The 20,350-nt window shown below is 65.2% G+C and carries 17 protein-coding genes; 8 read left to right on the forward strand and 9 right to left on the reverse strand.

Features of this window, described 5'->3' with window-relative positions; genetic code table 11:
- Window positions 1-3 precede the first annotated feature (3 nt).
- From rpsP to ffh, 5 genes are all read right to left on the reverse strand, one after another.
- The gene (gene rpsP / locus RQH86_RS05140) at window positions 4-264 is read right to left on the reverse strand and encodes a 30S ribosomal protein S16 (RefSeq protein WP_005989876.1); all 261 of its coding nucleotides are present in this window, start codon (window positions 262-264) and stop codon (window positions 4-6) included.
- 109 nt (window positions 265-373) lie between these two features.
- Window positions 374-1,171 (reverse strand): aminotransferase class IV family protein, encoded by a 798-nt coding sequence (locus RQH86_RS05145; protein WP_311240423.1) that lies wholly within the window; start codon window positions 1,169-1,171, stop codon window positions 374-376.
- Window positions 1,168-2,253, reverse strand: a complete 1,086-nt coding sequence (locus tag RQH86_RS05150) for a nitronate monooxygenase (protein ID WP_311240424.1) — start codon at window positions 2,251-2,253, stop codon at window positions 1,168-1,170. Before RQH86_RS05150 ends, RQH86_RS05145 begins: the two co-directional genes overlap by 4 nt.
- 7 nt (window positions 2,254-2,260) lie before the next feature.
- Window positions 2,261-3,088 (reverse strand): DUF2314 domain-containing protein, encoded by an 828-nt coding sequence (locus RQH86_RS05155; protein WP_311240425.1) that lies wholly within the window; start codon window positions 3,086-3,088, stop codon window positions 2,261-2,263.
- A 484-nt stretch (window positions 3,089-3,572) separates the two neighbouring features.
- Window positions 3,573-4,949, reverse strand: coding sequence for a signal recognition particle protein (gene ffh / locus RQH86_RS05160; protein WP_055845447.1), 1,377 nt, complete (start codon window positions 4,947-4,949; stop codon window positions 3,573-3,575).
- Between the two features lie 366 nt (window positions 4,950-5,315).
- Between ffh and ccsA the strand changes: the two genes are divergently transcribed.
- On the forward strand, window positions 5,316-6,107 hold the full coding sequence (ccsA, locus tag RQH86_RS05165; protein ID WP_055845453.1) for a cytochrome c biogenesis protein CcsA: 792 nt from the start codon (window positions 5,316-5,318) through the stop codon (window positions 6,105-6,107).
- Between the two features lie 351 nt (window positions 6,108-6,458).
- Here the strand turns inward: ccsA and RQH86_RS05170 are convergent, their stop codons facing one another.
- Complete coding sequence (locus RQH86_RS05170) at window positions 6,459-7,508, reverse strand: aldose epimerase family protein (RefSeq protein ID WP_311239497.1); 1,050 nt, start codon at window positions 7,506-7,508, stop codon at window positions 6,459-6,461.
- 242 nt (window positions 7,509-7,750) lie between these two features.
- Here RQH86_RS05170 and RQH86_RS05175 point away from each other — a divergent pair, with 242 nt between their 5' ends.
- A complete protein-coding gene (locus RQH86_RS05175) occupies window positions 7,751-9,334 on the forward strand; it encodes an alpha-L-arabinofuranosidase C-terminal domain-containing protein (RefSeq protein WP_311239496.1) in 1,584 nt (527 codons plus the stop codon).
- A gap of 168 nt (window positions 9,335-9,502) precedes the next feature.
- Here the strand turns inward: RQH86_RS05175 and RQH86_RS05180 are convergent, their stop codons facing one another.
- The gene (locus RQH86_RS05180) at window positions 9,503-10,468 is read right to left on the reverse strand and encodes a LysR family transcriptional regulator (protein ID WP_115553290.1); all 966 of its coding nucleotides are present in this window, start codon (window positions 10,466-10,468) and stop codon (window positions 9,503-9,505) included.
- 134 nt (window positions 10,469-10,602) lie between these two features.
- Here RQH86_RS05180 and RQH86_RS05185 point away from each other — a divergent pair, with 134 nt between their 5' ends.
- Both RQH86_RS05185 and RQH86_RS05190 read left to right on the forward strand, forming a co-directional pair.
- Window positions 10,603-10,878 (forward strand): DUF2798 domain-containing protein, encoded by a 276-nt coding sequence (locus tag RQH86_RS05185; RefSeq protein WP_055845463.1) that lies wholly within the window; start codon window positions 10,603-10,605, stop codon window positions 10,876-10,878.
- A 370-nt stretch (window positions 10,879-11,248) separates the two neighbouring features.
- Window positions 11,249-12,598, forward strand: a complete 1,350-nt coding sequence (locus tag RQH86_RS05190) for a glycoside hydrolase family 16 protein (RefSeq protein ID WP_311239495.1) — start codon at window positions 11,249-11,251, stop codon at window positions 12,596-12,598.
- Window positions 12,599-12,630: 32 nt separating this feature from the next.
- Here the strand turns inward: RQH86_RS05190 and RQH86_RS05195 are convergent, their stop codons facing one another.
- On the reverse strand, window positions 12,631-12,999 hold the full coding sequence (locus RQH86_RS05195) for a response regulator (RefSeq protein WP_055845468.1): 369 nt from the start codon (window positions 12,997-12,999) through the stop codon (window positions 12,631-12,633).
- On the reverse strand, window positions 12,992-14,155 hold the full coding sequence (locus RQH86_RS05200) for a PAS domain S-box protein (protein ID WP_311239494.1): 1,164 nt from the start codon (window positions 14,153-14,155) through the stop codon (window positions 12,992-12,994). Before RQH86_RS05200 ends, RQH86_RS05195 begins: the two co-directional genes overlap by 8 nt.
- A gap of 158 nt (window positions 14,156-14,313) precedes the next feature.
- On the opposite strand from RQH86_RS05200, the gene RQH86_RS05205 reads away from it, so the two are divergent.
- From RQH86_RS05205 to RQH86_RS05220, 4 genes are read left to right on the forward strand one after another with little or no spacing between them, the layout of a single operon-like run.
- Window positions 14,314-17,490, forward strand: coding sequence for a response regulator (locus tag RQH86_RS05205; protein WP_311239493.1), 3,177 nt, complete (start codon window positions 14,314-14,316; stop codon window positions 17,488-17,490).
- Window positions 17,463-18,311: a CheR family methyltransferase gene (locus RQH86_RS05210; protein ID WP_193552536.1), complete on the forward strand. Its 849-nt coding sequence runs from the start codon at window positions 17,463-17,465 to the stop codon at window positions 18,309-18,311. Before RQH86_RS05205 ends, RQH86_RS05210 begins: the two co-directional genes overlap by 28 nt.
- On the forward strand, window positions 18,308-18,892 hold the full coding sequence (locus RQH86_RS05215) for a chemotaxis protein CheB (protein ID WP_311239492.1): 585 nt from the start codon (window positions 18,308-18,310) through the stop codon (window positions 18,890-18,892). Before RQH86_RS05210 ends, RQH86_RS05215 begins: the two co-directional genes overlap by 4 nt.
- A complete protein-coding gene (locus RQH86_RS05220) occupies window positions 18,889-20,013 on the forward strand; it encodes a hybrid sensor histidine kinase/response regulator (protein WP_311239491.1) in 1,125 nt (374 codons plus the stop codon). The genes RQH86_RS05215 and RQH86_RS05220 overlap by 4 nt, the downstream gene beginning before the upstream one ends.
- The last annotated feature ends 337 nt before the right edge of the window (window positions 20,014-20,350 follow it).

A 20,350-nucleotide genomic window follows, 5' to 3' on the forward strand; every position in this document is an offset into this window, starting at 1 on the left:
AGATCAGGCCGCAGCGGCCTGAGACTTGGATGCTTCGCGATACAGGTTACGCACCTTATCGGTCAGCTGCGCGCCCTGGCCGACCCAATGGTCGACGCGTGCAACGTCCAGCACGATGCGCGGTTCTGCGCCCTGTGCAACCGGGTTGTAGTAACCCAGACGCTCGATGTTGCGGCCGTCGCGCGCGCTGCGCACGTCGGTCACGATGATGTGGTAGAACGGACGCTTCTTGGCGCCGCCGCGGGTCAGTCGAATCTTGACCATGGTGTTGTTTTCCTGAGTTGCCCAGTCGCCAGAGTGGCGCGGTAAGCCGGCGATTATAGCGGGCTCCGGCGGCGAAGCCAAGTCAGCCGGCGCCGGCACACCAGATCGCTCAGATCGCTTGCCAGGCATGGGTTTGCAGGGCCCGCTCCAGCAGCGGCAGCTGTGCGGCATGCGGCCCCCAACGCGCCGGCCCCAGCGCCACGATGGCCTGCTGGCCACGCGCGTTGCAGGCGAATGCGCCATCGAAGCGGTCCAGCTCGCTGAGCTCCACCGGGCGACTGACCTGCGTGACGCCCAGCGTTTTCAGGCCGGACTGCAGCAACTGCTGCCGGGTGCCCAACAGCGACGCCCCTTGCGGCCAGACCAACCCGCCGCGTTCCCACAGCCCCAGATTCCAGAACGCCCCCTCCAGCACCCTGCCCTGACGGTCCTGCAGCACGACATCGTCATGGTCGGCCTGCATGGCCAGCCGGCGCAGATGCAACAGCGGGAACGTGCCGACATGCTTGAGTTCCGGCCGCTCGCGTACGTAATCGGTGACCTGCACACGCAGCCCGGTCTCGGGCATGTCCGCCGGCGGCGAGATGGCGACCAGTACATCCAGTGCGACCTCGCGCAACGGGTTGCGGAAATCGTAGTCGGGCGCGAACACGGTGACGCGCAGACTGGCATCGGCCATGGCCGATGCCACCAGCGCAGCGTGCAACTGCGCACGCAGCTGGTCTGCTTCCAGCTCCTGCCCAAACAGCGCGCGGCTGCCCTCTTGCAGGCGCTGCAGATGCAGATCCAACCCCAGCGCTGCTCCGTTGCGCACCTGCAGCGTGGTGAAGTGGCCGTAGTTGATCAGCGCCGCAGCACCGAGCTGTTGCGCGCTCGCCGGCGCGCCGTTGCAGAAGATCAGCGTCATAGCAGTGCCTGCAACTGCTCCCACCACTGCGTGACCAGCTCACCGGCCGGCTGCACTGGCGCCATCCACGCCGATTGGCCCGCCCAGGCCTGCATCGACGCCAGACGGTTGTCGCGCGCTGCCGCCTGGCGCATCGCTGCGGTCAAGCCGCGCTGCACCGGATACGGCGCCGGCGGCACTGCATCCGCCGCCGCAGCCGCACGCACATAAGGCGTGAGCAAGGCCCGCCCCAGACGCCCGGAAAACGCGCGGGTTGGCTGGGTGTGTTCCGGCTCGGCGGCCGCAAGCGCATCGGCCCAGGCGCTGGGCAGTGCGGCTTCGGGCGTGCGCAGCAGCCCGGTGCCGATCTGCACCGCGCTGGCGCCCAGCGTCAGCGCCGCGGCAATGCCGCGCGCATCGGCGATACCACCAGCAGCGATGACCGGAATCTCCAGCTTATCGACAAGCCGCGGCAGCAACGCAAACAACCCGGTCATCTGCTGCGCTGCCTGACTGGCATCGAACGCGCCGCGATGGCCGCCGGCCTCAGCACCTTGCGCAACCACCGCGTCGGCACCTGCAGCCTGCGCCGCACGTGCTTCCTCCAGGGTGGTGGCGCAGGCGAACCAGGCGATGCCGGCCGCCTTCAGCCGCGCGACCTGGTCGGGTCGGAACACCCCCATGATCGAAGACGCCACCGCCGGGCGCGCGTCGAGCAAGGCCCCGAACTGCGCATCGAAGTCGGCTGGCGTGGCATCGCCTGCGGTCTCGGCCACCGGCGGGCCCCACTGCGCAAGAAACCCGCGCAGCCGCACTTCTGCCTCTGCATCGCGCACAGGCGCCGGATCGGGAATCCACAGATTGACCTGCGCAGGCCCGGCACTCGCTTCACCAAATGCAGCCATCCACGCAACGATGTCCTGCGGCTGCGACAACACCGCCCCCATCGCGCCCATACCACCCGCATTGGCGACAGCGACCGACAGCGGCACCGGGCAAGCGCCGGCCATGGGGCTGAGCAGGATCGGGACGCGCAAGCCAAAGCGCTCGCAGAAAGCGGCGACGCTTGAGTACGGGCCATCCAACGCGAGCGACTGTGTCATGACACCCTCAGCGATAGCCTTCGAGCAGTTGCACGATCCTGGGCCACTGCATCTGTCGCGCCAGGTCCAGCGCGGTGTTTCCCGAGGGCGTGCGTAGCGACGCATCGGCGCCGTGCTTGAGCAGCAGCGAGACCGGCTGATAATTACCGGCCAGGGCATCGCGGTGCAACAGCGTCCAGCCAGCGTCGTCGCGGAAATGCACCATGTCGGGCTGATCGCGCAGGCCCTGATCGAACTTGGCGCCCATGTTCTCGCTCATCGGATGCTCGCACTCCGATGGGTCCTGCTGCGCTGCGGTGGGCTGAGCCGGCTTGCTGCCGAACAGCTTGCCGAACAACCCGCTTTTGCGCTCCTGCACGCGCGCAGGCACCAGGCGCACGGCACCCGGACCACCGAAATCCAGGCCCCACGCGGCATCGTGTTCGGCACGTTCGTCCTGCAGCATCGCGCGACGCATCGCATCGATGGTGTGGCCGCCGTAGGCCAACCCATCGATGACATACATCCAGTCTTCCAGTTCGCCGATCGGCGCAGAGACAGCGTCGCCGGCGGCCAGCTCCGAGATCCATGCCGGGTCGTTGAGCAGGCTGCCGGACAGCTGGTCGCCATCGAACTGCACGTCCGATACCCACATGTGCTCGTGTGACGGCGCACCAACTGCGGATGCGTCGGTGGCAAACGGTAACTTGATCGCTGCGAGGGACAACGCCGGCACGATCCGACGATATTCCCAGGACAGCTCACGCCAGAAAAACTTGAACGTCGCGCGTGCATCGGCATACGCCGCCAACATCGCAGCGTCGTCCTGGGCGGGATACATACGGCTTTCGGTCACGGTTACCTCGACTAAGAGCCGCCAACAAAACTACTTCACGCCAGTCTACTGCAGGCCGGCTGATCTACTGCCTGGCTGCAGGGCCCTTGCCCGCCCACCCTCGCGGGACACGCTGCAAGGACGTCCTTGCAAGCGCTTACGCGGCATCCATGCCGCGTAAGGTCCCGCGACGGTGGGCGGGCAAGGACTGGTCGAGATAGTCGGTGTGCATACTTTTGAACAAAGCAACCGACCAACTTTCTGGTGCGGTGCCCTCGCCGCTTGCGGGACCGTGTGGCGGCATGGATGCTGCCACAGAGCCCCCAGGGACGGGTTTACGGCGTGTCCCGCGAGCGGTGAGGACACCGCGCCCTCGACCCACGCAGCGTTTGATATGGACCTCTGACTGCATCCATGCAATCCCACCTGCATCTGCGCGACACCCTACATTGCCAGCGCAGGGCCAGTGCGGCGCCGCACTGGCCGCGTCAGCGCATCACTGACATCAACGGAACGGCATGCCGCCGCGGCCGCCCATGGCGCCCATCATGCCCTTCATGTTGCGCATCAAGCCCTTCATGCCGCCGCCGGCCAGCTTGCCCATCATCTTTTCCATCTGCTGGTACTGCTTCATCAGCTTGTTGACGTCGGCCGGCAGCATGCCCGAGCCACGCGCGATGCGGGCGCGGCGCGAGCCGTTGAGCAGGGCCGGGTTACGGCGCTCTTTCTTGGTCATCGAATTGATGATGGCGATCATGCGCGGCACTTCCTTGCCGGTGACCTGCTGCTTGACGTTGTCCGGGATCTGGCCCATGCCCGGCAGCTTGTCCATCAGCCCATGGATACCGCCCATGTTCTGCATCTGCTCGAGCTGTTCTTTCATGTCGTTGAGGTCGAACTTCTTGCCCTTTGCGACCTTGGCGGCGAGCTTGGCGGCCTTTTCCTGATCGACGCTCTGCTCGACCTGCTCCACCAGCGACAGCACGTCGCCCATGTCCAGGATGCGGCTGGCCACACGATCCGGATGGAACACGTCCAGGCCGTCGGTCTTTTCGCCGGTACCGACAAACTTGATCGGCTTGCCGGTGATGTAGCGCACGCTCAGTGCGGCACCGCCGCGGGCGTCGCCGTCGGTCTTGGTCAGCACCACGCCGGTCAGCGGCAGCGCCTCACCGAACGCCTTGGCGGTGTTGGCCGCGTCCTGGCCGGTCATGGCATCGACCACGAACAGGGTTTCGGTGGGGTTGATCGCGGCGTGCAAGGCCTTGATCTCGTCCATCATCGCTTGATCGATCGCCAGACGGCCGGCGGTATCGACCAGCAGCACGTCGGCGAAGGACTTGCGCGCGTCGCTGATGGCCGCGCGCACGATGTCGACCGGCTTCTGCGAGGCATCGGAGGGGAAGAACAGCACGCCGACCTGTTCGGCCAGGGTCTTGAGCTGCTCGATCGCGGCCGGGCGATAAACGTCGGCCGAGACCACCATGACCTTTTTCTTGCGCTTTTCCTTCAAGTGCTTGGCGAGCTTGCCGACCGTGGTGGTCTTGCCCGCACCCTGCAGGCCCGCCATCAGGATGATGGCCGGCGCCGGCACGTTGAGGTTGAGGTCGGCAGCGGCGGCACCCATCACGGCGGTGAGCTCGTCACGCACGATCTTGATCAGCGCCTGGCCCGGGGTCAGCGACTTGAGAACTTCCTGGCCGACCGCACGCACCTTGATGCGCTCGATCAGCGCCTGTACCACCGGCAATGCGACGTCGGCTTCGAGCAGTGCGATGCGCACTTCACGGGTGGCTTCGCGGATGTTTTCCTCGGTCAGGCGGCCGCGTCCGCGCAGGCGCTCCATGGTGCCGGAGAGACGTTGGGTTAGGGACTCGAACATGCGCAAAGGACCGCGTAAGGGGAAACGGGCACCGATTATAGCGGCACAGGCCAACCGCCCGTCCCGCCGCCCGCCCGGCGAAGCCAGACCAGGAAGAAGCCGCCCCAACACTCGGCAATGTGCAGAGCCAACCCGCGCGACAGCGCAGCCGCACCAGGAACGACAGCTGCAGCGCCGACGGGCAAGTCTCCCTTACCCGCTCGCGCGCCGGCCCCACCTGGCCAGCCCACCTCCAGCCCCGCAGCTCGCAACCCTGCTTTCCCGATTCCCGATTCCCGATTCCCGATTCCCGATTCCCGATTCCCGATTCCCGATTCCCGAATCACCAATCCCGACTCCCCGCCGCCAATATGCGAAACTTCCACGATGACAATCGTTCTCATCGCGTTCGCCTTGTATCTGCTGGCCGCGGCGCTGCTCACCCAGGCGGTGCTGCGCGATGGCAACCAGGCCCCTGCGCGCTGGCTGGCACCGGCACTTGCCGCCGTTGCGCTGCACGCCGGATATCACGTGCTGGTGGCGTTCCGCACAGCAGGCGGGCCGGACATGCATTTCTTTGCGGCGCTGTCGCTGTGTGGCCTGGGCATGGCCGCGCTAACGGCGGTGTTCGGCGGCCGCGGGCGGATGGCGGCGGTGGGCGTGGTGGTGTTTCCGCTGTCGGCGATCCTGCTGGCCAGTTATCACGCCTACGGCCACGAACCGAGCGCGGACCTGGGCTGGCGGCTGGAGTTGCACGCCTGGATGGCTTTGCTGGCCTACGCCACCCTGGGCATCGCCGCGCTGCTGGCGATCATGCTGTGGCTGCAGGAGCGTGCGCTACGGCGGCGCGACTTCCACACCTGGCTACGTGCGCTACCGCCGTTGACCGAGCTGGAAACCTTGTTGTTCCGCACGATCACGGTCGGCTTCGTGTTGCTGAGCCTGACCCTGCTGACCGGGCTGCTGTTCGTGCAGGACTTCCTGGCGCAGCGGCTGTTGCACAAGACCGTGCTCAGCATCCTGTCGTGGATCGTGTTCGGCGCGCTGTTGATCGGCCGCTGGCGCAATGGCTGGCGCGGCAGCAAGGCGGTGCATTGGACGCTGACTGCGATGGCGCTGCTGGTGCTGTCGTTCTTCGGCAGCAAGTTCGTAATCGAGCTGGTGCTGGGGCCGCGTTGATGGCGGTGGGCGTGCAACGGTCTCGCACGTCATCAGGCCGGGACGCACGCCGGAGGTGTTACGACGTGGGTCACTGCATATTGGTGCCAACGAAACAATGATCAGTCGTCTGCGCGAATACGCGAGCGATGCGCTTCAGAACGCAGGCCTGGAACTGGTTTGCCACTGCGGCGTTTATCAACAGTCAGGCTGACCTGACTGCTATGTGGATCGGCGTGCAGTGCGCGCCTGCCGATGTCGCCGCGTCGCTTGCGCCCAGTTCACGAGCGCACTCCATGCTTGCGCGGTGACCAGACGCAGCAACGCCTGTTTCCAGCAGCGGCCGCGTAGCCCCATCGCCTCCCATTACCCTCACGCATCCAGCGCCGCACTGACCACATCCCATGGCTGGTCCGGGCCGGGGCTGGCGAAGCGATAGACGATGCGGCGGCGGTAGATCTCGCCAGGGTGCAGGATCGTGGAGGGGAAGTTGGCGTGGTTGGGCGCGTCCGGGTAGTCCTGCGGCTCCAGGCAGACGCCGCGGCCCAGGCCGGGATGATGGGCGTCCAGATGCTGCCCTTCGTAGAGCTGCACTGCCGGCGCGTCGCTACTGATGCGCAGCGCCACGCCACTGTGCGGCGAGTACAGCTCGGCCACGCGGTCTGCGCCGTCTGCCAGCACCAGGCACTGGTCGTAGCCCTTGCCGAGCATCACCTGCGGATGCGCGGGGTCGATGCGGTCGGCCAGCGCGGCAGGCGTGCGGAAATCGAAGGGCGTACCCGCGACCGAGGCGATCTCGCCGGTCGGGATCGACTCGGCATCCACCGGCAGATAGCGGTCGGCAGGCACCCGCAACACCTGTGAAGCCGCACGCGTCTGCGGGTCGCCCGACAGATTGAAGTACGGGTGATGGGTCAGGTTTAACGGCGTGGCGGCATCGCAATGCGCTTCGAAGTCCAGCTGCAGGCTGCGCTCGTGCAGCGCCAGACGCGCACGCACCTGCAGATTGCCGGGGTAGCCTTCTTCGCCATCGGGCGAGTCGTAACCCAGCAGCACCTGATCCGAGGTCTGCTCCAGCACGCTCCACACGCGCCGACCGAACCCGCGCAGGCCGCCATGCAGCTGGTTGCGCCCTTCGTTGGCCGCAAGCAGGTGCGTCACCCCATCCAGGGTGTAGCGCGCACCGGCGATGCGGTTGCCGAAGCGGCCCACCAGGATATTGAGGCTGTCGCCATCGGCCGCGTAGGCAGGCAGGTCCGGCAAGGCCAGCAGCAGCGGCACAACGCCGTGCGCGGTGGTCAGCCGCAGCGCGTGCAGGATGCCGCCATACGTCAGCACCTCGGCCTCCAGCCCGGCATCGCTGCGCAGGGTAAGCGCGTGGACCTCGACACCGTCTGGCAACTGCCCGAACACTCGCTGCATGAATCGCCCCGCCACTGATGGAAGCTGGCGAGCATAGCGGTGTCGCGCATCTGCCGACCATGCCCTTGCGCACATCTCCACGTGCGGCACGCGCAGCCGCAGATCGGTGTCCGCGGCCGTGCTCGCCTGCGGCGGTCGCGCTGCAGCACGACAACCGGCCGCGCCACGCACTACGCTAAGCCAGCGCCGCTCCTACGGCAGCGCGTGACCAACCCGACGACCAACACAGGAGCGCCCAGCCAATGCAGTGGATTTCCCTCACATTGCGGACTTCATGCAAACGGCTGGCGCATAGCGTCGTTGCGGCCGCCCTGGCGACCGGCGTCTGTAACGTGTCGGCGGCTGAGGTCAAGGTGACCGGGATGCTGCGTGCGGACCAACCGGGCGCGCAGGTCTCGCGGCAGCTCTTTGGTCAGTTTGCCGAGCATCTGGGTACCGGCATCTACGGCGGCGTGTGGGTGGGCGAAGACTCGCCGATTGCCAATACGCGCGGGTATCGCAACGACGTGCTCGCCGCGTTGAAGGCCATTGCGGTGCCGAACATCCGCTGGCCGGGCGGCTGCTTTGCCGACGAATACCATTGGCGCGATGGCGTGGGCAACCCGGCCAAACGCCCTATCCGCGTCAATACGCATTGGGGTGGCGTGGAGGAGTCGAATCGGTTCGGCACCCACGAGTTCATGGACTTCACCGAACTGCTCGGCACCCAGGCCTATATCGCCGGCAACGTGGGCAATGCGGCGCCGGACGAGATTGCGCAGTGGACCGAATACATGACCGCGCCCACACACTCCAGCCTGGCCAACGAGCGCCGCGCCAACGGCCGCGATGCGCCATGGAAGGTGCCCTACTTCGGCGTGGGCAACGAGCTGTGGGGATGCGGCGGCAATATGCGGGTGGAATACGCAGCCGACGTTTATCGGCGCTACCAGACCTTCGTCAAGACGCCGGCCAATCAGCCGCTGCTCAAGATCGCGCCCGGCCCCAATAACGACGACTACCACTGGACCGAGGTGATGATGCGCGAGGCCGGCACACTGATGGACGGCCTGAGCCTGCATTACTACACCGTGCCCGGCGGCTGGCCGCCGCGTGCCTCATCGACCGACTTCGACGAGCGCGCCTGGATCGACACGCTGTCGCGCACGCTGGTGATGGACGAGCTGATCACCAAGCACAGCGCGATCATGGACAAGTACGACCCGGGCAAGAAAGTCGCACTGGTGGTCGACGAATGGGGCACCTGGTACGCAGGCCTGCCCGATGCGAATCCGGGATTTCTGCATCAACAAAACAGCCTGCGCGATGCGCTGGTTGCGTCGCTGAACATCGATATCTTCAGCACGCATGCCGAGCGCGTGCGCATGGCCAACATCGCGCAGATGGTCAACGTGTTGCAGGCGATGATCCTCACTGATGGCGACAAGATGGTACTGACGCCGACCTACCACGTGTTTGCGCTGTACAAGCCTTACCAAGATGCCACGCACCTGCCGCTGCAGCTGCAGACACCGGAGTACCGCCACGGCGACGCGCATGTACCGGCGGTACACGGCTCGGCAGTCAAGGCGAAGGACGGGCATGTGTATGTCGCGCTGACCAACCTGGATGCCACTGCCGCAGCAAGCGTCAGCGTAGACGTGCAAGGGCTGTCTGCACGCCGCGTCGACGGAAAGATTCTGACCGCGCCGGCGATCACTGCCCACAATACCTTTGTGCAGCCGCGCGTCGTCGAACCGAAGCCATTCAACGGCGCCCGTTTGCAAGCGAAGGTGTTGACGGTGGCGCTGCCTGCGCACTCGGTGGTGATGCTCGAGCTGCAGTAAGCCAGCTATCGTGGGGTTGTCGCTTCAAGAGCGCGCAACAAAACGATTGCGCGACCATCACGCAGGCCAGGCCGTTGCTGGAAATCAGCATGTCACGTGCGCACGTCAGGGTGCGTACGCCCCCCCCCCCACACTCGCGTGGCCGGTCGCTGCGCTTGATTGGCCGATCTAGACCGATGTAGGCGCCGATGCCGGTAGCGGATCCGGCTCAGCAACGCGCCACTCTAGGGGCAAGCGTTCCAGTACGTGCGCCATGAAAGCGCGCACTTTCGGAGTGAAGTCACGACGGTCGGCCACGCAAAGAAACAGACGCAATGGCTCGACGGCGGCCTGCGTCGCGTCACTGCCATCGGGCACAAACAACGCTTGCAGTTGACCGCGCTGCAGGTAGGGCTGCACCACGAAGGCGGCCAGGCGGGTAATGCCGCCGCCAGCGACGGCCATGGTGGCCAGCGCGTCGACATCGTCGCTGACCATCGCCTGGCCGAGTTGCGGCTGAAACCGCACGCCGTCGCGCACGAAATTCCAACGCAAAAAGCGTCCGTCCACCGGGTAGCGCAGCAACAGACAGTCGTGATATTTGAGCTCGTCCGGGTGCTTGGGGGTGCCGCAGCGGGCCAGATACTCGGGCGCGGCGCATACCACGAACGGCACATCCGCAATGGGCCGTGCCACCAGGCCGTCTTCCAGCTGCGCTTCGATACGCAAACTGACATCCACGCTCTCCTGCGCGTGCTGCACCACTCGGTCGGTGCACAGCAGTTCGATCTCCAACTGCGGATATTGCTGACGCAGCGCAGGCAGCATCGGTGCGAGCACATGGCGTGCGAACGCGGCGGTGCTGGCCACACGCAATCGTCCCGCCAGCGCCTGCTGCGGGCCGGCCACCAGTTGCCGCGCACGCTCCAGGTCGCGCTCCAGTTGCCGCACCTGTTCGAAATACAGCGCACCGCGTTCGGTCAACGCCAGGCTGCGGGTGGTCCGGTGCAGCAAGCGCACGCCCAGGTGCTGTTCGAGCCGCGCGATGTTCTGGCTGACCGCGGCGGCGCTGACGCCCAGCAATTTGGCTCCACCGGCAATGCTGCCGGCATCCACGGTGCTGACGAAACTGCGAATCGACTGAAGAATATTCATTAATTGAGCAAGTATTCCGGAGCGATTCGTAAGATTCTCTTACGTAAGCCGCAAGGTTACGCGATCTACCCGAGCTGCGACGCTCGCCCTAAAGTTGCGCCATGCCGCTGGTTCGCGGCAAGCGAGGCCCCCCTATGTCGTCATCCCCACCCTCCTCCGCACTGGCACGCTCACGTTGGAAGCTCGGAGTACGCGCCACACCATTCGTGTTTGCGTTTTACATGGCCGCGATCATGGCGTTGCTGATGTGCGTCGTGATCACCGGCGCCAATACCGGGCTGACGCCGGGATTCGGATGGCGCGTGCTGGATGCCTACCGCATTGCGATGCCCACGGCGTTTTGCTGCGTGCTGGTGGTGCGGCCGCTGGTAAGCCGCCTGGTTGCGTGGACCGTGCATGCGGGGCAGTGACGAACGCCGGCATGTGCAACGCTGGTGATCGACAGGCGCATCTGCATGGCAGTGCCTGCGCGCGTATGGCGTAGATGACACCGCCATGCTGCAAGCGCTTCCATGCATCCTCGACACGTTTGAGGTCTGACCGCCTCGCGCATGCCAGCCGCTGCGCGGCAGTGAAACACCCCGAGCATGCACGATCGCATCAGGCTGCTGCCGCGCAACATGCGGCAGCCAACGTTTGCGACCGTCGTCATACCAATGATTGATTATTCCGGAATGAACACCACGGAACGGAAACACGCCGAACAATTGCTTTGACTCTGAACCAGGCGCTGCGCAGCGTCGTTTCTCCACGGACCCGGGTCCATCATCGGAGAGGCGCATGAGCGTCGTACGCAGCGTCACCATGCAGTTCGCTGTTTTGCTGGGCATCGCACTGGCCCCCTGCGCGCAAGCGCAGACCCTGGTGTGGGAAGACAACTTCAACGGTCCATCGATCGACGGCACCAAGTGGACGTACGACGTCGGCAACGGGTGTCAGATCAGCTTGTGCGGTTGGGGCAATGGCGAGATGCAGTACTACACCAGTCGCCCCGACAACGCGCGCATCGAAAACGGCCGGCTGGTGATCGAAGCGCGCCGCGAAGCGTTTGGCGGCATGCCCTTCACCTCGGCACGACTCAAGACCGAAGGCCGCATGCATTTCACCTACGGCACGCTCGAAGCGCGCATCAAGACGCCGGTGGTCGGCAATGGGCTGTGGCCGGCGTACTGGATGCTGGGCACCATCGGCGTGTGGCCCGGGCGTGGCGAAATCGATCTGATGGAAGCCGGCATGGCTGCGGCGATCGCCAACGGCACTGCCAATCGCCGCATCGGTGCGGCCGTGCATTGGGACTACAACGGCGCGCAGGCCGACTACGACACCAGCTACACCAGCCCGGTGAATCTGCACACCGATTTCCATGTGTACCGCATGACCTGGGATCCGCAGTTCATCCGCATCTCGATCGACGGGCAGCAGTACTTCGAATTTGCGATTTCCAATATCGAAGGTGCCTCGTTGCACGAGTTCCATCAGCAGCAGTATCTGCTGCTCAATCTGGCGGTGGGTGGCACCTACACCGGGGTGACCTCACCGGCCGCGGTGACCGCACCGCTGCCGGGCAAGCTGGAGATCGATTACATCCGTCTGTATCAAAATCCCGGTTCGCAATTGTATGTGGGCAGCCAACACGCCATGCCGGCCGGACGCTTTGGTGTGTTCACCGACCAGGCCGATACCAGCGCGCGATTGACCTTCGGCCAGGATGCCGAGCTGTATCTCTGGAACAACCTCACCCCGATCGCGCAGGCGCCGTTTGAAGGGGCCAATGTCATGGCGTATCGCGCCAACGCGGGGACCTGGTATGGACTGGGAATCCAGAGCGATTACCGCAATCTGGCTGCCTACGCAGGCGGCGCGCTGAAGCTGCAGGTCAAGACCACCACCGCATCGACATTCAAGATCGGCATCAACACCAGCTTCGGCGACAGCTGGGTGGATTTTGCGGCCGGCGGCAATCAGTACGGCCTGGTGCGCGACGGCGCCTGGCACGAAGTGAGCATTCCGTTCAGTGCCTTCTACGACCTGGATCTGCAGGCGGTCAAACAGCCTTTCATGCTGGTGGCCGATCCGCCGGGCGCGCCGGTGGAGATCGCCATCGACAAGGTCTACTACCAGAGCCGTTGATGCCGCAGCGGATGCAGACCTGCGGCCGGCGCTCAGGCGTTGGCCGCAACGCCCTTCAACATGTCGATGAGCTGACGCAGGCGATAGGGCTTGGGCAGGAAGTCAACCCCAGCCGGCAGCGGCGGCAGCTGCGCTTTCGCAAACCCCGAGGCCAGGATGACGCGCGCCTGCGGCAACAGCTGCGCCACCTGCTCGCTCAATTCGATCCCCGACATGCCGTTGGGCATGCGGATATCGCTGAACACCACGTCGTAAGGGCCGCTGTCGCGCAGCATGCGCAAGGCGTCATGGGCATCATCGGCGGTGTCGACGGTGATGCCTGCATCGCGCAATGCCTCGCCGATCAACTCGCGCAACTCTTCTTGGTCTTCCACCATCAGCAGGCGCAGGGGTTCAGTCATGCTCGGCCTCCTCGATGGCCGGGAGAAACAGGGTGACGGTGGTGCCGCACCCAGGTGCGGTCTCCAGATCGACGAAGCCACCGGATTGGGACGCAAAGCCATACACCTGGCTCAATCCCAGGCCGGAGCCTTTGCCGACATCCTTGGTGGTGAAAAACGGCTCGCTGGCGCACTGCGCCACCTGTGCCGACATGCCGGGGCCATTGTCGCGTACTGCGATGCTGACGTAACGACGCGTTGCGCCCTGCGGCGCCGATGGTGCAACGCGCTGCTGCGCGGCGGTGATCACGGTGATGGCGCCACCGGCCGACATCGCATCGCAACTATTGAACACCAGATTGAGCAGCGCCGCTTCCAGTTGGCCGGGGTCCACGCATACATCGGGCAACGCATCGGCGAAGTCCAGCGAGAGCGTTACCGCGGTCGGGCAGGCGCGGCGCAATAGTTCGAGCGTACGCGTCACCACCGCGTTGGCGGCATGCCGCTCCGGAACCAGGCGCTGCCCACGCGCGAAGGCGAGCAGCTGGCGTGTCAGCAAGGTGCCGCGATCCACCGCGGTCTGCGCCGCTTCCACCAGCATGCGCGTGCGCGCATCGTCGCCGGCACGCAGCGCGATCAGATCCAGGCTGGTCACCATCACCGTCAGCAGGTTGTTGAAGTCGTGCGCCATGCCCAGCGTCAACCGACCCAGCGCCTCGACTTTCTGCGAATGCAACAGCGCGTGCTGCGCCTGCTGCAATAGACGTTGCGCGTCATGGCGGTCGGTGACATCGCGGGTGATCTTGGCAAACCCGACCAGCACGCCGAATTCCAGTACCGGTTCGATTACCACGCTGGCCCAGAAGCGGCTGCCGTCCTTGCGTACGCGCCACCCTTCAGCAGCAAGACGCCCCTGCCGCTTGGCAATGTCCAGGTTCTGCATGGGCTCGTCGCGCTGCGCATCTTCGGGCAGATAAAAACGCGAAAAATGCGAACCAAGCACGTCAGCAGCGGTATAGCCCTTGATGCGCTCACCGCCGGGATTCCAGCTGCGCACATAGCCGCCGGTGTCGAGCATATAGATCGCGTAATCGGAGACGCTTTGCACCAACAGCTGGCACTGCCGGCTGTCGTGCGACAGCGGCCCTGCGTTGTCGATGGTCGTTTCCGTCTCCATCGCGCGATGTTCCCCCGGAAAAGCGCGCGACCATAGTGACGTTGCCGTGAAGGTTGCGTGCAAGCCAACCCGGCTGGAAAAGCGTCAAAAACCCGGCGATTGGCGCGTGAAAGTTATCGGCTACCATGACCGCCCTCTCAGTTTGGTGCGCGCGCCTCATGCAGAACATCTCGACCACACGCGACCGCTGGATCTGGGTCATCGCGGGGGCCTTGATGGCTGGCACGTTGAGCGTGGAGTTGGTCACGCCGCTGGGGTATGCGGTGTGGCTGACCTACTTCGTGGCGGTCGGCGTGACGGTCTTTCAGAACCGCCCGCAGGCGCCGCTGGTAGTGGGCGTGCTGTCGTGCGTGCTACTGGCGATCGGTTTTCATCTGGCGCCGCCCAGCACCAATTCGAGCTTCTCATCGATCAACCGCAGCATTGGCGGCGTCTCGTTTCTGGCGATGGCGTTGGTGGTGACGCAGGCGATCCGCGCACGTCGTCAGGCCGAATTGGCGTTGTGGCTGCAGCAGGCCGAAAACACGGTCGAAGCCAGCCTGCGGGGCGATCAAAGCCCGGAAGACTTGGCCGATGCCGCGCTGCGCGCGCTGTGCGACACCTTGGGCGCACAGGTCGGTGCGCTGTACCGCATCGAAGGCGAGCGCCTGCGGCTCACCGGCGGCGCGGCGCTGCCGGTCGACATGCCCAAGACGCTGCCCAGCAATGCCGGCCAATGGGGTGAGGTGTTGCAGCGTGGCACGGTGCGCCGCGTGCGTGGCGTGGATGCCGGGCATCTGCAGATTGCCTCCGGGCTGGGCCAGAGCGCCTGCCAGGAATTACTGCTGGCCCCGGTGACTGCCGATGGCCGGGTAATTGGTCTGCTGGAACTCGGCCGGGTCACCGACGCGCAGACATCCGGATCGCGCGAGCAAGAATTGCTGGCGCGTTGCGGTGAAAATATCGGCCTGGCGCTGCGCACCGCGCTGCTGCGCGCGCAGTTGATGGCCCTGCTGGAAGAAACCCAGCGGCAGAGCGAGGAACTGCAGACGCAGCAGGAAGAACTGCGCGTGGCCAACGAAGAACTGGAAGAACAAAGCCGCAGCCTGCAGCAATCGCAAAGCGATCTGGAGCAGCAGCAGGCCGAGCTGGAACAAACCAACGTCCAGCTGGAAGAACGTACCCAGGCGCTGGAAGCGCAGAAGCAGGCGCTGCTGGTCGCGCAAGGCCAGCTGGTGCGCAATGGCAACGAACTGGCCACCGCTTCGCGCTACAAGTCGGAATTTCTGGCCAACATGTCGCACGAGCTGCGCACCCCGCTCAACAGCGCGCTGATCCTGGCCAAGCTGCTCGCCGACAACAAGGACGGCACGCTGAGCGCCGACCAAGTGAAGTACGCGCAGGCGATTCTGTCGTCCAACAACGATCTGCTGGCGCTGATCAACGACATCCTGGATCTGTCCAAGATCGAAGCCGGCCACGTGGAACTGACCGACGACACCGTCGCCACCAGCTCGGTGCTACAGCGACTGCGCGACACCTTTGAACCGCTGGCGCGACAGAAGGGCCTGACCCTGGAAATCGGCACCGAGGCCGACGCACCGACGCAGCTGGTGGTCGACAACCAGCGTCTGCAGCAGATCCTCAAGAACCTGCTGGCCAACGCGATCAAGTTCACTGAACACGGCACGGTAAGTCTGTCGATCCAGGCGAGCGCACCAGGACGGGTGCTGTTCAAGGTCGACGACACCGGCATCGGCATCGCACGCGAACAGACCGATGTGATCTTCGAAGCATTCCGTCAGGCCGATGGCAGCACACGGCGTCGCTATGGCGGTACTGGCCTGGGCCTGTCGATCTCGCGCGACCTGGCACAACGCATGGGCGGCAGCATCAGCGTGGACAGCGAACCCGGGCGCGGCAGTTGCTTCACCCTGGAATTGCCGACCGACGGTGCACCGGCAGAAGCGATGCGCGCCGCCGACGCGACATCGACGCCGACATCGACGTCGAGTGCAATCAACGCGCCCGCGCTATCGCGTCACCACACCGGCATGACGATGACACCGCGGCCTGGCGAGCACCCCGCCGCTGTCTCTGCTGCAGTGCCGCTGCCGATTCCTGCGCCCAAAGCGGCGCCACAGCAACGCGCGCAGGACGACCGTGATCAGCGCACCCGTCCCGGCCGGCTGATCCTGGCGGTGGAAGACGACACCCGCTTTGCGCAGGCCCTGGTGGACCTGGCGCACGAGTTGGATTTCGATTGCGTAGTCGCCCCCAGCGCCGAAGAAGCGCTGCGACTGGCCGCCGAGTTGCGCCCCAGCGGCATCCTGCTCGACATCGGCTTGCCCGATGCCTCCGGTCTGAGCGTGCTCGAACGCCTCAAGCGCGACCCTGCCACCCGTCACATCCCGGTGCACGTGGTGTCTGCACTGGAACGCAGCCAGATCGCACTGGAACTGGGCGCGGTGGGCTATCTGATCAAGCCGGCAACGCGCGAGTTGTTGGCCGGTGCGATCCGTCAACTGGAAGACACCAACGCGCGTGCGGTGCGTCGCCTGCTCATCGTCGAAGACGACAGCGCCTTGCGCGAAAACCTGCAGTTGCTGTTGGCGCGCGACCAATTGGACATCGTTGCGGTGGGCAGCATCGCCGAGGCGATGGCGCAGTTGGCCGGCTCCACCTTCGACTGCATGGTCACCGATCTCACCTTGCCCGACGGCAGCGGCTACGACCTGCTCGAACGCATGGCCGGCAACGACGCGGTGGCATTCCCGCCGGTGATCGTCTACACCGGCCGTGCGCTCACCCGCGACGAAGAACAGCGCCTACGCCGGTATTCCAAGAGCATCATCATCAAGGGCGTGCGCTCGCCCGAACGCCTGCTCGACGAAGTCACGCTGTTCCTGCACAGCGTGGAAGCCTCGCTGCCCAGCGACCAGCAACGCCTGCTGCGCGAAGCGCGTCGCCGCGATGCGGTGCTCGACGGCGCCACCGTGCTGCTGGCCGAAGACGACGTGCGCAACATCTTTGCGCTGTCCAGCGTGCTCGAACCGCTGGGCGTGACCCTGGAGATCGCACGCAATGGCCGCGAAGCGCTGGAACGCCTGGCCGAGCGCGAGGTGGACCTGGTACTGATGGACATCATGATGCCGGAGATGGATGGCATCACTGCGATGCGCGAGATCCGCGCCAATCGCCAGTGGCAGGATCTGCCCATCATCGCGCTGACCGCCAAGGCCATGGCCGACGACCGCGAACGCTGCCTGGAAGCCGGTGCCAACGACTACATCGCCAAGCCCATCGACGTGGACAAGCTGGTGTCGCTGTGCCGGGTCTGGTGCTCGCGGCAATGACGCCGGTGGAACTGTTCGATCTGGAGTTGCGGGTGCTGCTGGAAGCGGTGTACCAGCGCTATCACTACGATTTTCGCGATTACGCGGTGTCGTCGTTACGGCGGCGCATGCGCCATGCCATGGCGCGTTTCGAGTGCGCCCGCGTGGCCGATCTGCAGCATCGGCTGCTGCACGAACCGGAAACGTTTGCGCAGGCGATGCAGTTCTTCACCGTGCAGGTGTCGGAGATGTTTCGCGACCCGGCGTACTTTCGCGTGCTGCGCGAGCATGCGGTACCGGTGTTGCGCACCTATCCGTCGATCAAGTTGTGGGTGGCAGGCTGCAGTACCGGCGAAGAGGTCTGGTCGCTGGCGATCCTGCTGCACGAAGAAGGCTTGCTGGAAAAGGCCGTCATCTACGCCACCGACATCAATCCCGAAGCGTTGAACATGGCCGAAGCCGGCGCGTACGGCATCGATCGCATCGCACAGTTCAGCCGCAACTATCTGGATGCCGGCGGCCGTGGGTCGTTGTCGGACTACTACACCACCGCCTACGACGGTGCGGTGTTCGACCGCCGCTTGAAGCGCAATATCGTATTCGCCGATCACAGCCTGGCCACCGATACGGTGTTCTCCGAAGTGCATCTGGTGTCGTGCCGCAATGTGTTGATCTATTTCAACCGCGGCCTGCAGGACCGTGCCGTGGGCCTGTTCTTCGACGCGCTGGTGCACCGCGGGTTTCTGGGCCTGGGCAGCAAGGAATCGCTGCAATTCGGCGCACATGCGCAGGCCTTTGAAACCTGCGCACGCGAACAACGCCTGTATCGGAAGGCCGCATGAGCAGCACGCCTGCGCACCGACACTTCGACGCCATCGTGATCGGCGCCTCCGCCGGGGGTGTGATGGCGCTGCAGGCGCTGTTGTCCCACCTACCCGCCGATCTGCCGATGCCGGTGCTGGTGGTGCTGCATCTGCCGCGCGACCGCACCAGCCATCTGGCCGAGCTGATGGATGCGCGTTGCGCGCTACCGGTGCGCGAGGCGGACGACAAGCAGCCATTGCGCGCTGGCACCGTGACCATCGCCCCACCCGACTATCACCTGCTGGTGGAAACCCGCGACAGCCTGGCCCTGTCGATGGATGCGCCGGTGCTGTTCTCGCGCCCGGCGATCGACCCCTTGTTCGAATCGGCTGCGGACGTGTTTGCCAAGCGTCTGTTGGCGATCCTGCTCACCGGCGCCAGCAGCGATGGCAGTGCCGGCGTGGCCGCAGTGCGCGCAGCAGGCGGCACCGCCTGGATCCAGCTGCCCGATGATGCCGCGTCTCCGCTGATGCCGGCCTCTGCCCTTGCCCACGCCGGTGCCGATGCGGTGCTGACCCTGCAGGCGATCTGCAACCGACTGGAAGTCTTTCACCCATGAATCTCACCACGACCGGCCTTGCTGCGCACGGCGACGAACCCGCCAAGCTCCTGATCGTGGACGATGTGCCGCAGAATCTGGTGGCGATGGAAGCGCTGCTGCAGCGCGATGGTATCCAGGTGCTGTGCGCATCCTCCGGCGCGCAAGCGCTGGAGCTGCTGCTCGAACACGATGTGGCGCTGGCCCTGCTCGACGTACAGATGCCGGAAATGGACGGATTTTCGCTCGCAGAACTGATGCGCGGCTCGCAGCGCACCCGGCATGTACCGATCATCTTTCTGACCGCATCGCCGAACGATCCCATGCGCGCGTTTCAGGGCTACGAAAGCGGTGCAGTGGATTTTTTGCACAAGCCCATCGAGCCCCACGTGATCCTGAGCAAGGTCAATGTGTTTATCGAGTTGTACCAACAGCGCCGGCTGCTCAAGGCGCGCAATGCCTCGTTGGAACGCGCGCTCACGCTCAACGAAACCATGATGGCGGTGCTCACCCACGATCTGCGCACGCCGCTCTCGGTGATCCTGTTGTGTGCGGACAAACTGAGCCTGGACGTCGATGGCGACGGCTCGGCCGCACGCACGCTCGGACATCTGGAAACCAGCGCGCGGCGCATGGCGCGCATGGTCGAACAATTGCTGGATTTCTCGCGGCTGCGCACCGACGGGCTATCGATGCAGTTCGGCCCCTGCAATCTGGGCGAAGTGGCGCATAGCGTGGTCGGCGAGGTGGCGCAGGCCAACCCGCTCACCACCATCGACCTGCGCACCGAAGGCGACCTGGACGGCGACGGCGACGGCGATCGGCTGGCGCAGGTGGTGTCCAACCTGGTCGGCAATGCGGTGCTGCATGGCGGCAGTCATCCGGTGCAGGTGCATCTGGACGGCCGCGAGCACGACGTGCTGCGGCTTTCGGTCCGCAACACCGGGCACATTCCCGACAGCTTGATGCCGCGCTTGTTCGAACCATTCAAGGCCAGCTTCCATGCCAGCCAGGGGCTGGGGCTGGGATTGTTCATCGCCGATCAGTTCGTCAAGGCGCACGGCGGCACGCTGCAGGCGCGCAACGAAGCCGGCGATGTGGTGTTCGAAGCAACACTGCGGCGGCACAACCTGGCTGCCTGATCGCAGCGCGCGCAGGCGGCCAGGCAACGCGCTGGCGGCCTGCGACAACGCATGTGGCCACGCTGCGCCGTGAGGTTCGACGCCCGCGCAATGCCCGGCGCAGGCGCCCCCGCGACACCAGCCCATCTGGGCGTTGCAGCATCGCAACCGCACCTGGCGCGCGCATCCAACGTGGATCGCACATCATCGGTGCGCCCTGTAGCGCATCGCCGGACTCAACCGCAGCCGATGGGGTCATGCGAGCGCGAGCAGTGCCAGTCGCCGAAATGCACCGTATGCTCCGCTCGATGCCCTGGTGCCACGCGCCTGAACACGGCTCTCCACGTTCTTCGATCGC

The organism is Xanthomonas sp. WCS2018Noco2-27, from assembly GCF_031843525.1.
In the GTDB taxonomy this organism is placed as follows: Bacteria; Pseudomonadota; Gammaproteobacteria; order Xanthomonadales; family Xanthomonadaceae; genus Xanthomonas.

Excerpts from the sequence above, each read along its gene's own strand:
- RQH86_RS05220 (WP_311239491.1), top strand. The coding sequence starts at position 18,889 with ATGAATCTCACCACGACCGGCCTTGCTGCGCACGGCGACGAACCCGCC.
- rpsP (WP_005989876.1), bottom strand. The coding sequence starts at position 264 with ATGGTCAAGATTCGACTGACCCGCGGCGGCGCCAAGAAGCGTCCGTTC.
- RQH86_RS05185 (WP_055845463.1), top strand. The coding sequence starts at position 10,603 with ATGTCGTCATCCCCACCCTCCTCCGCACTGGCACGCTCACGTTGGAAG.
- RQH86_RS05145 (WP_311240423.1), bottom strand. The coding sequence starts at position 1,171 with ATGACGCTGATCTTCTGCAACGGCGCGCCGGCGAGCGCGCAACAGCTC.
- RQH86_RS05175 (WP_311239496.1), top strand. The coding sequence starts at position 7,751 with ATGCAGTGGATTTCCCTCACATTGCGGACTTCATGCAAACGGCTGGCG.
- RQH86_RS05215 (WP_311239492.1), top strand. The coding sequence starts at position 18,308 with ATGAGCAGCACGCCTGCGCACCGACACTTCGACGCCATCGTGATCGGC.
- RQH86_RS05205 (WP_311239493.1), top strand. The coding sequence starts at position 14,314 with ATGCAGAACATCTCGACCACACGCGACCGCTGGATCTGGGTCATCGCG.
- RQH86_RS05180 (WP_115553290.1), bottom strand. The coding sequence starts at position 10,468 with ATGAATATTCTTCAGTCGATTCGCAGTTTCGTCAGCACCGTGGATGCC.
- ffh (WP_055845447.1), bottom strand. The coding sequence starts at position 4,949 with ATGTTCGAGTCCCTAACCCAACGTCTCTCCGGCACCATGGAGCGCCTG.
- ccsA (WP_055845453.1), top strand. The coding sequence starts at position 5,316 with ATGACAATCGTTCTCATCGCGTTCGCCTTGTATCTGCTGGCCGCGGCG.
- RQH86_RS05195 (WP_055845468.1), bottom strand. The coding sequence starts at position 12,999 with ATGACTGAACCCCTGCGCCTGCTGATGGTGGAAGACCAAGAAGAGTTG.
- RQH86_RS05200 (WP_311239494.1), bottom strand. The coding sequence starts at position 14,155 with ATGGAGACGGAAACGACCATCGACAACGCAGGGCCGCTGTCGCACGAC.
- RQH86_RS05150 (WP_311240424.1), bottom strand. The coding sequence starts at position 2,253 with ATGACACAGTCGCTCGCGTTGGATGGCCCGTACTCAAGCGTCGCCGCT.
- RQH86_RS05190 (WP_311239495.1), top strand. The coding sequence starts at position 11,249 with ATGAGCGTCGTACGCAGCGTCACCATGCAGTTCGCTGTTTTGCTGGGC.
- RQH86_RS05170 (WP_311239497.1), bottom strand. The coding sequence starts at position 7,508 with ATGCAGCGAGTGTTCGGGCAGTTGCCAGACGGTGTCGAGGTCCACGCG.